This window comes from Streptacidiphilus sp. EB103A, assembly GCF_041261405.1.
Lineage (GTDB): Bacteria > Actinomycetota > Actinomycetes > Streptomycetales > Streptomycetaceae > Streptacidiphilus.
The window spans coordinates 98395-111465 of the sequence record NZ_JBGCAQ010000005.1 but is presented as its reverse complement, the minus strand read 5'-3'; the positions used below and the strand labels follow the sequence as shown (position 1 = coordinate 111465).

Genomic DNA, 13071 nt, shown 5'->3' with positions numbered 1-13071 from the left:
GAAAGCTGCAGCCCCAGAGTCTTGACGACTCATCATCACGGAACGAGACCGCCCGCCCCCTCTCCGTCCCGCTCTCCTTCCTCGGGAGCGGAAACTACACCGCGACGATCTACGCCGACGGAACGCCGGGAGCGAGCCCGTACGCAACCCTGGTCGTCGTCCGCTCGCAGACCGTCACCTCGACGACCGCCCTCAGCATGGCGCTGGCCGGCGCGGGCGGCCAAGCGGTCGTCCTCGAGCCGACGAGCTGAAGGGGTCGACCTCACCCGCTCTTGAGGGGGCTTCCGGGACGCAGTCGACCGGCGTCGTCGAGCTGGTCGAGCACCGGGGGCAGGCCGATGGTGAGCATCCTGGTGCGCACCCGGCCCAGAAGCATGGACATGAACAGGCCGCCGATCCCGGTGAAGCCGGTGTGGTCGTAGGTGAAGCGCGTTCCGTCGGCGTACGGCTCGATGCGGTACACGACCTCGGTGGTCTCCCCGCCGCCGTTGTCGGTCCAGGAGTAGCGCAGCAGACGTGGGGCGTCGACTTCCAGCACGACGCAGTCCACGATTCCGTTCCAGCCCGGCTTGGGCTTGGCGATGAGCTGGAATTTCGTGCCCACGGTGAGGTCGAAGCCCTCCGGCCTGCCTCCGGCGCCGGTCGCGGTCCACAGCGGGACCAGCCCCGGGTCTGTCACTGCCTGCCAAACGCGCTCGGGGGGATGCGGGTAGTCGCGGATGATGTGGATGGCGCTCATGATGGCTCCGTCCGTTACTGGACCGTCACTATTTACAGTGCCTAAAAACTTACTGTAGCAGAAAATATAGGGCGGCTGGACTATGCTGGTCGCATGAGTCAGCGCACAGTGGATTGGACGGCGTTGCGCCGCCGCGAGAGCGAGCCCGCCCCCGAGGGCCTGCGGGAGCGCAAGAAGCGGCAGCTGCGCCAGCAACTGTCCGACACGGCCACCGAGATGTTCATGGAACGGGGCTTCGACGCAGTGCGTGTCGCGGAGATCGCCGACGCGTGCGGGGTGTCGGAGAAGACGGTGTTCAACTACTTCCCGACCAAGGAGTCGCTCGTCCTGGACCTGGGCGAGACCACGCTGGACTCGCTGCGCACCACCCTGACCGATGCGGGACTGTCGCCGGTCCAGGCGGTGCTGGAGATCCTGTCCGACGAGTTGGCGGCCATCACGTCCTGGCTGGCCGCGCAGGACGACCTGACCCAGGCCAAGGCGCTTTTTCTGCGGTTCGGCATGCTGACCTGGTCCACCCCGTCCCTGCGGGCCTACCAGCGCGACATGGCCGACCGACAGGTCGCCGTAGCCGCCGAGGTCCTGGCCGGGCGCACCGGGAGGAGCCCGGAGGAGCCAGAAACGCAGATCGCAGCCACCGCGCTGATCGGATTGTGGCCCATCCAGTTCCAGGCGCTACGCCGACACCTGAACCGCACCCGGACCCCTGAGCAACTGCACGACGCGGTCAGCGTCGACGTACAACGCGCAGCCCGGCTCATCGACGCCGGACTGAACACGTTCGCGCCCAGCACGTAGCCGACCCCGACGCCCGGACTCGGACCAACCTACTTGTTGACCGTCAGACGTGTGGTGGGGTCCGGGCACCGGTCCAGCACCCAGGAACAGTTGGGCCGTCCGCTGCCGAACGAGCTCGCCTCGCTCCTGTGGGAGAGCGACGGCATCCACTGAAGCCCGAGTGATGCGCGTGCGCTCCTGAGCTCGCGCGTTGGCGTCAGGAACGAAGGGGGCGCAGGCCGGTGCGGATTTCGCTGACCAGGATCCCGGGCTGTTCCAATGCTGCGAAGTGCCCGCCCTTGTCGGCCTCGCCGTAGTGGATCAGATTGCTGTAGGTGTCTTCTATCCAGCTTCGTGGCAGGCGCGGGATGTCCCTCGGGAAGACGGTCACCGCGACCGGAAGCGTCAGCTTCGGGCCGGCAAGGGTGGCCGATCTGTTCTCCCAGTAGATACGGCCGGACGACGCTGCGCTGTTGGTGAACCAGTACAGGGATATTGCGTCGAGCATGTCGTCCATGCTGAGGGCGTCCTCGGCGAGCCCGTGGTTGTCGGTCTTGGACTGGAATTTCTCGTAGATCCAGGCTGCCTGACCAGCGGGAGAGTCCGCCAGGGCGAATCCGACAGTCTCCGGCTTCGTGCCCTGAAGATGGTTCGACCCACCGAGATCGCCGGTGTAGAGGGCGAGGGTCTCCACGGCGTGGCGCTGTTCGGGTGACAAGGTGTCAGGTATCTGAGCGGGAAAGGCATACTGGGTGTTCAGATGAATTCCGAGCAGCCCCTCAGGTTGCATGGCCCCGAGGGCGGTGGTGACGACGGCACCCCAGTCGCCGCCCTGCGCGGCCCATCGCGTATAGCCGAGACGCTTCATCAGCTCCGCCCACGCGCTTGCGATGCGCGACACAGTCCACCCGGTCTCGGTGGGCTTCTGGGAGAACCCGAACCCGGGCAGCGACGGGACGACGACGTCGAATGAATCGGCGGCGTCCCCTCCGAACGAAACCGGATCCGTCAGCGGGCCGATCAGCTTCAGGAACTCGACGATCGAGCCCGGCCATCCGTGCGTGAGTATCAGCGGCATCGCATGGGGATTCTTGGACCTGACGTGGATGAAGTGGATGTCCAGCCCATCGATCCCGGTCAGGAATTGGGGGAAGCGGTTGAGCTCGGACTCGAAGCGCCGCCAGTCGTAGCCGCGCTCCCAGTAGTCGACCAGAGCTCTGGCGTTCTCCACGCGGACCCCTTGCGACCAGTCGCCCACCGTTTCCGGATCCGGCCATCGAGTTCTGGCCAGTCGCTGCTTCACGTCGTCGATCTCCGCATCCGGGATCGAGACGGTGAACGGGCGGACGAGGGTCGAGGTCGGCGGCGTCGGTGCGGTCATTGCCCTCTCCTGAGCTTCGAAGCACAGCGCAACTCTCCGTTGCACACTGGTGTGCAATCTACTTCACTGCACACCGGTGTGCAACAATGGTGTCGTGCCCACCCAGTCCTCCCGCGTGCGCTCGACGAACGAGACACGCGACCGCATCCTCGACGTCGCCCTCGCTTTGCTGGCAGAGAACCCCGACGCCGGAATGGGCGACATCGCCGCCGCTGCCGGCGTCGTCCGTCGCACGGTCTACGGCCATTTCCCCTCGCGCCTCGACCTGGTTCGGACCCTCACGCAACGGGCCGTCACCGAGATGACAGCCGTGCTCACCGAAGTCAACGCCTCCGACGCAGAAGCGGACGCGAAGTGGGTCGAATTCATCGCCCGCCTCTGGCCGGTGGCGCACCGGTACCGAGTGCTGCTGGCACTGCGCCGTGGCGAGTACGGCGAGACGATCCACGGCCTGCTCGGGCCGGTCGACGAGCTCCTCGCCGACCTCGTGAAACAGGGCCAGGACAGCGACGTGTTCGCACAGCACCTGCCCGCAGGCATTCTGAGCCAGGTCGCCTACGGCATCGTGTTCGCCATCGCGGACAACGACCCGTCGAACGGGACCCTCGGCGCCCGAGCAGCGACGATCACGAGCCTGCTGATGCTGGGAGTTCCCCAGACCCGCGCAATCGCTCTCGTGGGCGACCAGCCCTGACCCGCAGCACTCGAACGGAGCCGCGGATCGTCCTGCTCCGGACACGACACCGTCACCGCACCCCGCCCGAGGCCGTCCGAATGTTGTCCAGCCCTGTCCGGGTATACGAGAACGTCCTACATGGCCTTACCTCCCACGGATCGTCAGCCTGTGGCTGACCAGTACGATCACGACATGATCAAAGGAGTGATGTTCGACTTCTCCGGCACTCTGCTGCGCATCGAGTCGACCGAGGAGTGGCTCGGCGCCGTCCTGACGGCGGCCGGCATCCGTCTGGCCGACGAGGAATTCACCTACCGGGTGCAGCGGCTGACGCAGTACGGAGCACTGCCAGGCGGACCGGCGCCACTGCACGTGCCCACACACCTCGAAGCACTCTGGCGCGAGCGGGACCTGAGCGCCGATCAACACCATGCCGCCTACACCGCCTTGGCCCGGGAGGCCGGCCTGCCGGAGTTGGCGCAGGCGCTTTACGACCGCCACATGACGTCCACCGCCTGGCGGCCCTACCCGGACACCGAACCGACACTGCGTGAACTGCGTCGGCGAGGGCTTCCGGTGGCCGTGGTGAGCAACATCGGATGGGACCTTCGGCCGATCTTCCGCGCGCACGGACTGGACGACCTGGTCGACGCCTACCTGCTCTCCTTCGAGCTGGGCACGCAGAAGCCCGACCCGGCGATCTTCAGGGCCGCCTGCGACCGGCTCGGCCTTGCACCCGCCGATGTGCTCATGGTCGGCGACGACCGCATCGCGGACGGCGGCGCGCAGGCCCTTGGGTGCCCGGTGCACTTCGTCGACCACCTGCCGGTCGATCAGCGCCCGGGCGGACTGGCATCGGCCCTGGGCCTGCTCGGGTCCCTGTAGCCGACGGACTTCGGAGAGATCGACGATCCAGGACCGTGGCATTTTGCCGTTCACCGGACAGCGGTACGGCCTTGGCGTGATCACGTGCGTTGCGAAGCACCCATGATCATCAACCAAGAGCGAGTGTGTGTGTCCGAGGGGGGACTTGAACCCCCACGCCCCGAAGGGCACTAGCACCTCAAGCTAGCGCGTCTGCCATTCCGCCACCCGGACCGGGTGGTCATCGCGCCGTTGCCGTCGCGGTGACGAGGGAAACAATACCAAGAAAACAGGGTGCTTCTGACCGCCGCGCTGCCTGGTCGCGGGCGGGGCCAGGACGAGGCCAAGCCGGGTCCGGGGCGGGCAACGGAGGGGGCGGGCGGTGTCGGGATGTGACGTGAAGCGACCGTGATTCGGTCGGAGCCAATCATGTTGCGGCGACAAAACGACAATTTTCGTGCAGAGCGCGACCCGGTCCGCTCCGACGTTGTCTCATATCGGATGAGTCGATCGGCGCGGCCGGAGGCGCCGACGCGCGGCACAGTGCAGAGGATGGCGGCACAGAGATGCATGTCCGAGGAGACGTCCCTCCCGATCCCGGCATCAGCGGTGCAGGCTCCAGCTCCAGCTCCGGCTCGGCTCCCGAGATCCTCGGGGTCGAGGGTGTCTGGCGGTTCGCCGCACCCGCCGTGGACGCCTCCGTCCCGCAGGCCAGGCACGCGATCCGGGATCTGCTGATGGCGCAGGGGCTCGGGGACGCGCGGCACGACGAGCTGCTGCAGGGGATGCTGCTGATCATCTCCGAGCTGGTCACCAATGCCGTCAAGCACGCCGCGCTGCTCTCCCCGCAGATCGTGGTGGAGGTCGTCATCGGCTCCGGCTGGGTGCGGCTGTCGGTTGAGGACAGCCACCCCTACCGGCCGAAGGCGCTGCAGAACGACTTCGCCCGCACCGGCGGTCGCGGGCTGCTGCTGGTGAAGGCGATCACCATGGAGGCCGGCGGGGTGTGCGACGTGGAGCGCACCGCGGACGGCGGCAAGGTGGTCTGGGCCTCCCTGCCGCTGCCGAGGACGGGGTAGGCCCCCGGCGGTAAACTCCCGGCGCCCTGCTACGCCACCGCCCGCCACCAGTGGTCCAGCTTGGGCGCCCGCGCCGCCTCGACCCGCTCGCCGGGCCTCGGCACCGCCACCCGCACCCCGCGCTCGTCGGCGTCCGCGCAGAGCCGTTCGACCGGCTCCGACCAGGCGTGCAGTCCGAGTACGAAGGTACCCCAGTGCACCGGCACCAGCAGCCCCGACCCGGGGTCACCACTCCCGCGGTTGACGTCCAGGTGGGTGCTCACGCCCTCCTCCGGCGTCATGTGGACCGAGCGCCAGTGGTCGCTGTAGGCGCCGATCTGAACGAGCGACAGGTCGAACGGGCCGTACCGCTCGCCGGTCTCGGCAAAGCCCTCGAAGTAGCCGGTGTCACCGCTGTAGAAGGCGCGCTGCTCGGCGCCGATGAAGGCCCAGGAGCTCCACAGCGTGCCGTCGTTGGCGAAGCCGCGGCCGGAGAAGTGCTGGGCCGAGGTGGAGACAGCCCGCACTCCGCCGAGGTCGACCTCCTCCTCCCAGTCCAGCTCGTCGAAGCGCTCGGGCCCGATGCCCCAGCGCTCCAGGTGCGCGCCCACCCCGAGCGGCACCACGAAGCGCAGTTCGGGCCGGGTCCGGGCGAGCTCGCGGACGCTGCGCATGTCCAGGTGGTCGTAGTGGTCGTGGGAGATCACCACCGCGTCCACCGGGGGCAGGTCGGCCAGCGGGACCGGCGGTTCGTGCATCCGGCGCGGCCCCACCGACTGGGACGGGGAGCAGCCCTCGCTCCACACCGGATCGAGCAGGATGCGCTTGCCTTCGATCTCCAGCAGCGCGGTGGAGTGCCCGAGCCAGGTCACGGCCAGTTGACCGTCCGACTCCCCCTTCGGGATGCCGTCGCGGACCAGCGGGATGGGCAGCGACGGGTGCCTGGCGTCCTTCTCCTCGCCGAACAGCATCTCCCTGGCGATCTGCGGAATGCCGACAGCGCTGGGACCCTGCTGCGCCGGCGACGCCGGCTCGTGCACATTGTGGAAGACGCCGTCCCGGTAGCGTGGCGAGAGGCGTATGCGGTCCCCGCGCGCTCCCTTGGTCGGGTCCCCGCCGAAGGCGGCCGGCATGTCGCGCGCGGCCCAGGCCAGTGCCCCGACCGCGCCGACCGCGACCGCACCGAGCGCGGCGCCCGCTGCTCGCATCCGCCCCATGAAACTGCCACCTCTCCTGAGCACTGAGCACTGCCCACTGAGCACTGAGTGCTGCGGTGCCCTGCGGCACACCGCGTCCTGCGGGCCGACCGAACGTACGGCCCCGCTGCCCGGCAAACGGTCCTGCGGTGGCGATGGTTCCGCTGCCGCGCTACCCCACTGTGCTCAGGAGGTCGTCCAGCACCGCGGCGCCGAAGGCCAGGGCGTCGGCCGGCACCCGCTCGTCGACCCCGTGGAACAGCCCCTGGAAGTCGAAGCCGGGCGGCAGCCGCAGCGGCGAGAAGCCGTACGCCCGCAGGCCCAGCTCCGCGAACTGCTTGGCGTCGGTGCCGCCGGTCATCGAGAAGGGGACGACGTGCGCGCCCGGGTCGTGGGCCAGCAGTGCCGCGCTCATCGCCGCGAACAGCGGAGCGTCGACGGGTGCGGTGAGCGCGCGCGACTGCTGCCGGTAGCTCCACTCGACGTCCGGGCCGGTGAGCTCGTCCAGGGCGGCCTCGAACTCGGCGGCGAGGCCGGGGCCCGGCAGGGTGCGTCCGTCGACCTCTCCCCCGGCGAGGCCGGGGATGACATTGGTCTTGTAGCCGGCCCGCAGCACGGTCGGGTTGGCGCTGTTGCGCAGCGTCCCCGCCACCAGCCGCGCCGCGGCCGGGTCGAGCCGGGCCACGAACGCGTCCACGTCGAAGTCCGGGTCGTCCAGCTGTGGCCCGGTCAGCGGGACGCCGGTCGCCGCGGCCAGCGCGAGCAGCGAGGCCCGCACGGTCGGGGTGATCCGGGCCGGCCAGCTGTGCGAGCCGATCCGGGCCATCGCTGCGGAGAGCCTGGTCACGGCGTTGGCCGGGTTGGGCTTGGAGCCGTGGCCCGCCGTTCCGCGCGCGGTGAGCCGCAGCCAGCCGGTGCCGCGCTCCCCCGCCGCGACCGGGTAGAGCCGTTGCCCGGCCGCCGTGTGCACGGTGTAGCCACCGGATTCGCCGATCGCCTCCGTGCAGCCCTCGAACAGGTCCGGGTGCTGCTTCACCAGCCAGTCCGCCCCCGCCTCGGCGCTGTCCTCCTCGTCGGCGGTGAAGCAGAGCACGATGTCCCGGCGCGGACCGCGCCCCTCGCGCCCCCAGGCGCGGGCGACGGCGAGCATCATCGCGTCCATGCCCTTCATGTCCAGGGCGCCGCGGCCCCACACCACGCCGTCGCGGATCTCGCCGCTGAACGGGGGGACGGTCCAGTCGGCCGCCTCGGCCGGCACGACGTCCAGGTGGCCGTGGACCAGGAGCGCGGGCAGGCCGGGCTCGCTGCCGCGGATCCGGGTGACCACATTGGCCCGGCCCGGCGCGGACTCCAGCACCACCGGTGAGAGCCCGGCCTCGGCGAGCCGTTCGGCCGCGTACTCGGCGGCGGGGCGCTCGCGGCAGTCACCGCCGCCCCGGTTGGTGGTGTCGATGCGGATCAGCTCAGAGGTGAAACGCACCGCCTCCTCGCCGCGTTGGGTCGACGCAGCCGCGCCCGTGGATGTCGATGTCGTCGTCTCCATGCGCAGATCATGCCGCACCCGGTCAGATCCGGTCGCAATCGTTCAGGGCGCGTCGCCCCGATAGGATCAGCCCCCTGATGACTGCCACCCTCGTCGCCAAAGACCTCACCGCCGGGCACGGTGACCGTGTCCTCTTCTCCGACCTCGACCTGGTCGTCGCCCCCGGCGACGTGATCGGCCTGGTCGGCGTGAACGGGGCGGGCAAGTCCACCCTGCTCCGGCTGCTCGCCGGCCTGGACACGGCCGAGTCGGGCTCGCTCCGCCTCAGCCCGCCGACCGCGACCGTCGGCCACCTCCCGCAGGAGCCCGAGCGGCGCCCCGGCGAGTCCGTCCGCGCCTTCCTGGGCCGCCGCACCGGCGTCACCGCCGCCCAGGCCGACCTCGACGCCGCCACCCAGGGCCTGGTGGACGGAACCCCCGGAGCCGACGACGCCTACGCCACCGCGCTGGACCGCTGGCTGGACCTCGGCGGCGCGGACCTGGACGAGCGCGCCGAGGAGGTCGCCGCCGACCTGGGCCTGACCGTCGGCCTCGACCTGGCGATGACCGCCCTCTCCGGCGGCCAGGCCGCCCGGGCCGGACTGGCCTCGCTGCTACTCAGCCGCTACGACGTGTTCCTGCTCGACGAGCCCACCAACGACCTGGACCTGGACGGCCTGGAGCGTCTTGAGTCCTTCGTCTCCGGGCTGCGCGCCGGCACCGTGCTGATCAGCCACGACCGCGAGTTCCTGACCCGTACGGTCACCCGGGTGCTGGAACTCGACCTGGCCCAGCAGCAGGTCAACCACTTCGGCGGCGGCTACGCGGCCTACCTGGAGGAGCGCGAGCGGGCCCGCCGCCATGCCCGCGCCGAGTTCGAGGAGTACGCCGACACTGTCTCCTCGCTGGAGGCGCGTGCCCGTACCCAGCGCGCCTGGATGGAGAAGGGCGTCAAGAACGCCCGCCGCAAGTCCCCCGACAACGACAAGATCGGCAAGGCGTTCCGCACCGAGTCGACCGAGAAGCAGGCGGCCAAGGCCCGGCAGACGCAGCGGCTGATCGAGCGCCTGGACGTGGTCGACGAGCCGCGCAAGGAGTGGGAGCTGCGGATGGAGATCGCCGCGGCCCCGCGCTCGGGCGCGGTGGTGGCCACCCTCCGTCAGGCCCGGGTCCAGCGGGGCGACTTCGCGCTCGGCCCGGTGGACCTGCAGATCGACTGGGCCGACCGGGTCGCCATCACCGGCGCCAACGGCTCCGGCAAGTCCACCCTGCTGGCCGCGCTGCTGGGACGGCTGCCGCTGGACTCCGGCCAGTCCTCGCTCGGTCCCGGGGTGGTGGTCGGGGAGGTCGACCAGGCACGGGGGTTGTTCCTCGGCGAACAGCCGCTGCTGGAGGCATTCGGCGCGGCCGTCCCCGATCTGCCGCCGGCCGAAGTCCGGACCCTGCTGGCCAAGTTCGGGCTGCGCGCCGCACATGTGCTGCGTCCTGCGGCGACCCTCTCCCCCGGCGAGCGCACCCGGGCGGCGCTGGCGCTGCTCCAGGGCCGCGGGGTGAACCTGCTGGTCCTGGACGAGCCGACGAACCATCTGGACCTGGTCGCCATCGAGCAGTTGGAGTCGGCGCTCGCCTCCTACACCGGCACCCTGCTGCTGGTGACGCACGACCGTCGGATGCTGGAGGCGGTCCAGACGACCCGACGGATCGTCGTCGAGGCCGGGCGGGTCAGCGAGAGCTGAGCCGCCCGGCGCCCGGAACCCCGCTAGGACTGACGTTGCGTCAGCCCTGCTTGGGCGGCAGGTACTTGTAGCCGACCCGGCGAACCGTCACGATCCGCTGACGGTAGCCGGCCCCCAACTTGCGCCGCAGCCTCGCGATGTGGACGTCCACGGTACGGCCGTCGCCGATGTGGCCGTAGCCCCAGACGACGGTGACCAGGTGGTCCCGGGTGTGCACCCGGTGCGGGTTGGCGGCGAGATGGGTGAGCAGCTCGAACTCCAGGTAGGTGAGCTCCAGCGGCTCGCCGTCGATGTGGGCGATGCGCCGGTCCGCGTCCAGGTGCAGCCCCTGGGCCGGCACCGGCTGCGGCGACGCCGCCTGCGGCGGCTCGGGCACGGACTCCGGCTCGGGAGCCGGCTTGGGAGCCGGCTCCGGCGCGAGGACGGGCGGCTGCGCCGATCGCAGCTGGGTGACCGGCGCGACCGGGGCGAGCGCGGCGGCCCGGACCGCGGCGGGCACCGACTCGGCCGGGACCAGGACGAGGTAGCCGACCATCGGTGTGTCACCGGCCGCGAGCCCCTCGATCCCGGGCAGGGCGGACAGCGCGGACAGCGCCTGCGGCCAGGGGGTGACCACGGCGCCCTCGGGGAGCCGGAACACGCCCCCGACCGGGGCGGCGGCAGAGGCAACGGCAGGGGCGGGGATCACCGAGGTGACCGTGCGGAGGTGTGGTGCGGCCAGGGGTGAGACGTTCGACATGGCAGGACTCGCTTTCGCGCAAGCAGGAAGGGACAGCGACATGGGCGGTCGTCTGCGCGCGATGGTTCGTCCGCGTACCAGGGGGGTGGGGTCTACAACCCCGGGCAGCAGCCCTGGAGCTCGATGCGGACCTGCGCGCCGGTCGAACGGCGACAGGTCTCGTCGAAGTGGAACGGCTGCCTGGACGGCCAGAACGGTTCGAGGTCGAGGGCATGACGCCTCGTCCCCCCGCTCCGGGCTGCGTCCCCTGCATACGGCTCCATGGGGACCATTCAACCAGACGCCACGGCCGACTGGACAGCACCTCCCGCACAGCTGCGCGGAAGCTCCCGCGCTCTCTTGACTTCCCTTCTTTCTGACGGTCTGTTAGAAACTGCTGCGGACGACCGTGAGGGGCCCTCCGCGACCAGCCGCCGAGGAGCCGCACCGTGACCCAAGCCCAGGTCCCCGACACCGCCTCCCCAGACCCCGAGCCACCCGTCGCTCGCCTTGAAGGCGCCTCCCGCCTGCGCATCTTCGCCGTCATCGGCGTCGTCGTGCTCTTTGCCGAGATAGCCGCGCTGCAGTACACGATGGTCGCCTCGGCCGCCCGGGACATCGCGCCCACCTTCCCAGGGGTGGGGGCCAACATCAGCTGGATGGTGATCATCTTCGGCCTGGTGGGCGGAGCGACCACCCCGATCTTCGGCAAGATGTCCGACCTGTGGGGCAAGCGCCGGATGATGCTGATCTCCGGCGCCTCCTTCGCCGTCGGCACCCTGATCTGCGCCCTCACCTCCTCCTGGGCACTGTTCCTGGTCGGCCGGGCCCTGGAGGCGGTCGCCATCAGCGCGCCCACCGTGGCGTACGGACTGTTCCGCGACATCCTCCCGCGCCGCTACATCCCGGCCTCGATCGGCGTGATCGCCACCGGACTGGGGATGTCCGCGCTGGTCGCGCCGATAGTCGGCGGCTGGATGCTGGAGCACTTCTCCTGGCGCTCGCTGTTCTGGTTCATGCTGATCTTCGTCGCCGTGGTCATCCCGCTGCTGGTGCTGCTGGTCCCGGAGACACCGCTGCGCACCCATCAGCGGCTCGATCTGGGCGGCGCGGTGCTGCTGGCGGTCGGCGTCGGACTGGTGCTGCTGTACCTGTCCAACGGCGCGACCTGGGGCTGGGGCCGTCCGACCGCCTGGGGCTGGCTGGCCGGCGGCGTCGCCCTGCTGCTCGCCTTCGTCGCGGTGGAGAAGCGCAGCGCCCAGCCGATCATGGACCTGAAGCTGCTGTTCTCCCCGAAGGTCAGCATGGTGCTGCTGGCCGCCCTGCTGGGCAGCATGGTCGTCGGCATCCAGGGCTACTCGATCCCCTACATGCTGCAGACCCCCAACAAGGCGCAGCTCACCCAGCACGCCGTCGCCTACGTGGTCGCCGCCTCGAACGGCCAGCTCACCCCGGCCATGGCCCCGCTGGTCCACATCAGCTTCAACGGACTGATGGCCTACGGGCTGGGCGCCACACTCCTCGGATACGGGCTGCACTCGGCGGTCTACTCCGGCGGCACCGGCATGCTGGCCGGCGGCGGCGCGGGCGAGTGGGCTCGCAGGGTCGGGCCACGCTATCCGCTGATCCTGGCCATGGGGACGTTCACCCTCTCCTGCCTGCTCTACGCCTTCTTCTCGCACTCGGCCTGGCAGTACGCCGTGATCGCGGTGGTGTTCGGCCTCGGCTTCGGCTCCTTCTACGCCGCCGCGCCCAACCTGATCGTCGAGGCCGTCCCGGCCCGGCAGCAGGGCATCAGCGCCGGGATGCTGGGCGTGGTCAACAGTCTGGCCACCTCCGTGGGCACGGCCGTCCTGACCGCGTTCCTCGCCGCCAACCCGGCCAAGTTCAAGATCAGCATCCCTGGTGTACCCGCCTCCCGGACCGGCGGGTTTATCACCATGCCTCAGATCTACGCCGACAACGGTTACCGTGACGGCCTGCTCTTCGCGGCGGGCGCCGGAGTGGTCGGCCTGGTGGTGGCCGTCCTCATGCGGCACGGACGCCGTCCCGCCACCGGCGGTGAGGCCAGCGGCTGATCCGGATCCGCCCGACCGACCGTCAGCCGACCTTGATCAGACTGCCCTGCGGGTCTATCCGGTCCGCACTGTCGTCGTCGAACCACAGCCCGCCGGTGGCGAGGTACCGGAACCGGTGCTCCCCCGGCGGGAAGGTCAGCGTGACCGTCCTGGTTCCGTTGCGGCGACGGACCAGCTCGGCCGCGCCGGGCTGCCACCCGTTGAAGTCTCCGACCACACTCACCGTCCCGCCCGGCTCCTCCGAGCCCAACCGGAACGTCACCCTGGTCCGTCCACCGAACAGACGGGTACGTGTCAACAACTCCGCTCACTCCTTTCCTGATGTC

At 70.2% G+C, this 13071-nt stretch carries 13 protein-coding genes and 1 tRNA gene; 7 read left to right on the top strand and 7 right to left on the bottom strand.

The features are described from left to right. Positions 1 to 5: 5 nt before the first annotated feature. A complete protein-coding gene (locus tag ABH941_RS09650) occupies positions 6 to 251 on the top strand; it encodes a glycoside hydrolase family 97 C-terminal domain-containing protein (RefSeq protein WP_370128681.1) in 246 nt (81 codons plus the stop codon). Positions 252 to 262: 11 nt separating this feature from the next. Here the strand turns inward: ABH941_RS09650 and ABH941_RS09645 are convergent, their stop codons facing one another. Beyond that, complete coding sequence (locus tag ABH941_RS09645) at positions 263 to 739, bottom strand: SRPBCC domain-containing protein (protein ID WP_370128244.1); 477 nt, start codon at positions 737 to 739, stop codon at positions 263 to 265. A gap of 93 nt (positions 740 to 832) precedes the next feature. Here ABH941_RS09645 and ABH941_RS09640 point away from each other — a divergent pair, with 93 nt between their 5' ends. Beyond that, positions 833 to 1537, top strand: a complete 705-nt coding sequence (locus ABH941_RS09640; RefSeq protein WP_370128243.1) for a TetR/AcrR family transcriptional regulator — start codon at positions 833 to 835, stop codon at positions 1535 to 1537. A gap of 196 nt (positions 1538 to 1733) precedes the next feature. Here ABH941_RS09640 and ABH941_RS09635 read toward each other — a convergent pair whose 3' ends face one another. Further along, positions 1734 to 2897: an epoxide hydrolase family protein gene (locus ABH941_RS09635; protein ID WP_370128242.1), complete on the bottom strand. Its 1164-nt coding sequence runs from the start codon at positions 2895 to 2897 to the stop codon at positions 1734 to 1736. Between the two features lie 94 nt (positions 2898 to 2991). On the opposite strand from ABH941_RS09635, the gene ABH941_RS09630 reads away from it, so the two are divergent. Both ABH941_RS09630 and ABH941_RS09625 read left to right on the top strand, forming a co-directional pair. Beyond that, positions 2992 to 3591: a TetR/AcrR family transcriptional regulator gene (locus ABH941_RS09630; protein ID WP_370128241.1), complete on the top strand. Its 600-nt coding sequence runs from the start codon at positions 2992 to 2994 to the stop codon at positions 3589 to 3591. A 174-nt stretch (positions 3592 to 3765) separates the two neighbouring features. Beyond that, positions 3766 to 4458 carry an HAD family hydrolase gene (locus ABH941_RS09625; RefSeq protein ID WP_370128240.1) on the top strand — a complete coding sequence of 231 codons (693 nt, stop codon included), beginning with the start codon at positions 3766 to 3768 and terminating at the stop codon, positions 4456 to 4458. A gap of 130 nt (positions 4459 to 4588) precedes the next feature. On the opposite strand, the gene ABH941_RS09620 is transcribed toward ABH941_RS09625, so the two are convergent. Continuing rightward, positions 4589 to 4671: transfer RNA gene (locus ABH941_RS09620), tRNA-Leu, on the bottom strand. 332 nt (positions 4672 to 5003) lie between these two features. On the opposite strand from ABH941_RS09620, the gene ABH941_RS09615 reads away from it, so the two are divergent. Further along, on the top strand, positions 5004 to 5516 hold the full coding sequence (locus ABH941_RS09615; RefSeq protein WP_370128239.1) for an ATP-binding protein: 513 nt from the start codon (positions 5004 to 5006) through the stop codon (positions 5514 to 5516). Positions 5517 to 5545: 29 nt separating this feature from the next. On the opposite strand, the gene ABH941_RS09610 is transcribed toward ABH941_RS09615, so the two are convergent. Together ABH941_RS09610 and ABH941_RS09605 are read right to left on the bottom strand one after the other, a co-directional pair. Next, the gene (locus ABH941_RS09610; protein WP_370128238.1) at positions 5546 to 6712 is read right to left on the bottom strand and encodes an MBL fold metallo-hydrolase; all 1167 of its coding nucleotides are present in this window, start codon (positions 6710 to 6712) and stop codon (positions 5546 to 5548) included. 151 nt (positions 6713 to 6863) lie between these two features. Next, positions 6864 to 8234: a M20/M25/M40 family metallo-hydrolase gene (locus ABH941_RS09605; protein ID WP_370128237.1), complete on the bottom strand. Its 1371-nt coding sequence runs from the start codon at positions 8232 to 8234 to the stop codon at positions 6864 to 6866. 77 nt (positions 8235 to 8311) lie between these two features. Between ABH941_RS09605 and ABH941_RS09600 the strand changes: the two genes are divergently transcribed. Then, the gene (locus ABH941_RS09600; RefSeq protein ID WP_370128236.1) at positions 8312 to 9949 is read left to right on the top strand and encodes an ABC-F family ATP-binding cassette domain-containing protein; all 1638 of its coding nucleotides are present in this window, start codon (positions 8312 to 8314) and stop codon (positions 9947 to 9949) included. A gap of 40 nt (positions 9950 to 9989) precedes the next feature. Here the strand turns inward: ABH941_RS09600 and ABH941_RS09595 are convergent, their stop codons facing one another. Further along, positions 9990 to 10688, bottom strand: a complete 699-nt coding sequence (locus ABH941_RS09595; RefSeq protein WP_370128235.1) for a winged helix-turn-helix domain-containing protein — start codon at positions 10686 to 10688, stop codon at positions 9990 to 9992. Between the two features lie 428 nt (positions 10689 to 11116). Between ABH941_RS09595 and ABH941_RS09590 the strand changes: the two genes are divergently transcribed. Next, positions 11117 to 12745 (top strand): MFS transporter, encoded by a 1629-nt coding sequence (locus ABH941_RS09590; protein ID WP_370128234.1) that lies wholly within the window; start codon positions 11117 to 11119, stop codon positions 12743 to 12745. Positions 12746 to 12767: 22 nt separating this feature from the next. Here ABH941_RS09590 and ABH941_RS09585 read toward each other — a convergent pair whose 3' ends face one another. Next, on the bottom strand, positions 12768 to 13043 hold the full coding sequence (locus ABH941_RS09585) for an isoamylase early set domain-containing protein (RefSeq protein ID WP_370128233.1): 276 nt from the start codon (positions 13041 to 13043) through the stop codon (positions 12768 to 12770). Positions 13044 to 13071 lie beyond the last annotated feature (28 nt).

Bases quoted from the DNA above. Each gene is read 5' to 3' on its own strand.
- ABH941_RS09645 (WP_370128244.1), bottom strand. From the start codon at position 739: ATGAGCGCCATCCACATCATCCGCGACTACCCGCATCCCCCCGAGCGC.
- ABH941_RS09640 (WP_370128243.1), top strand. From the start codon at position 833: ATGAGTCAGCGCACAGTGGATTGGACGGCGTTGCGCCGCCGCGAGAGC.
- ABH941_RS09635 (WP_370128242.1), bottom strand. From the start codon at position 2,897: ATGACCGCACCGACGCCGCCGACCTCGACCCTCGTCCGCCCGTTCACC.
- ABH941_RS09625 (WP_370128240.1), top strand. From the start codon at position 3,766: ATGATCAAAGGAGTGATGTTCGACTTCTCCGGCACTCTGCTGCGCATC.
- ABH941_RS09615 (WP_370128239.1), top strand. From the start codon at position 5,004: ATGCATGTCCGAGGAGACGTCCCTCCCGATCCCGGCATCAGCGGTGCA.
- ABH941_RS09610 (WP_370128238.1), bottom strand. From the start codon at position 6,712: ATGGGGCGGATGCGAGCAGCGGGCGCCGCGCTCGGTGCGGTCGCGGTC.
- ABH941_RS09605 (WP_370128237.1), bottom strand. From the start codon at position 8,234: ATGGAGACGACGACATCGACATCCACGGGCGCGGCTGCGTCGACCCAA.
- ABH941_RS09600 (WP_370128236.1), top strand. From the start codon at position 8,312: ATGACTGCCACCCTCGTCGCCAAAGACCTCACCGCCGGGCACGGTGAC.
- ABH941_RS09595 (WP_370128235.1), bottom strand. From the start codon at position 10,688: ATGTCGAACGTCTCACCCCTGGCCGCACCACACCTCCGCACGGTCACC.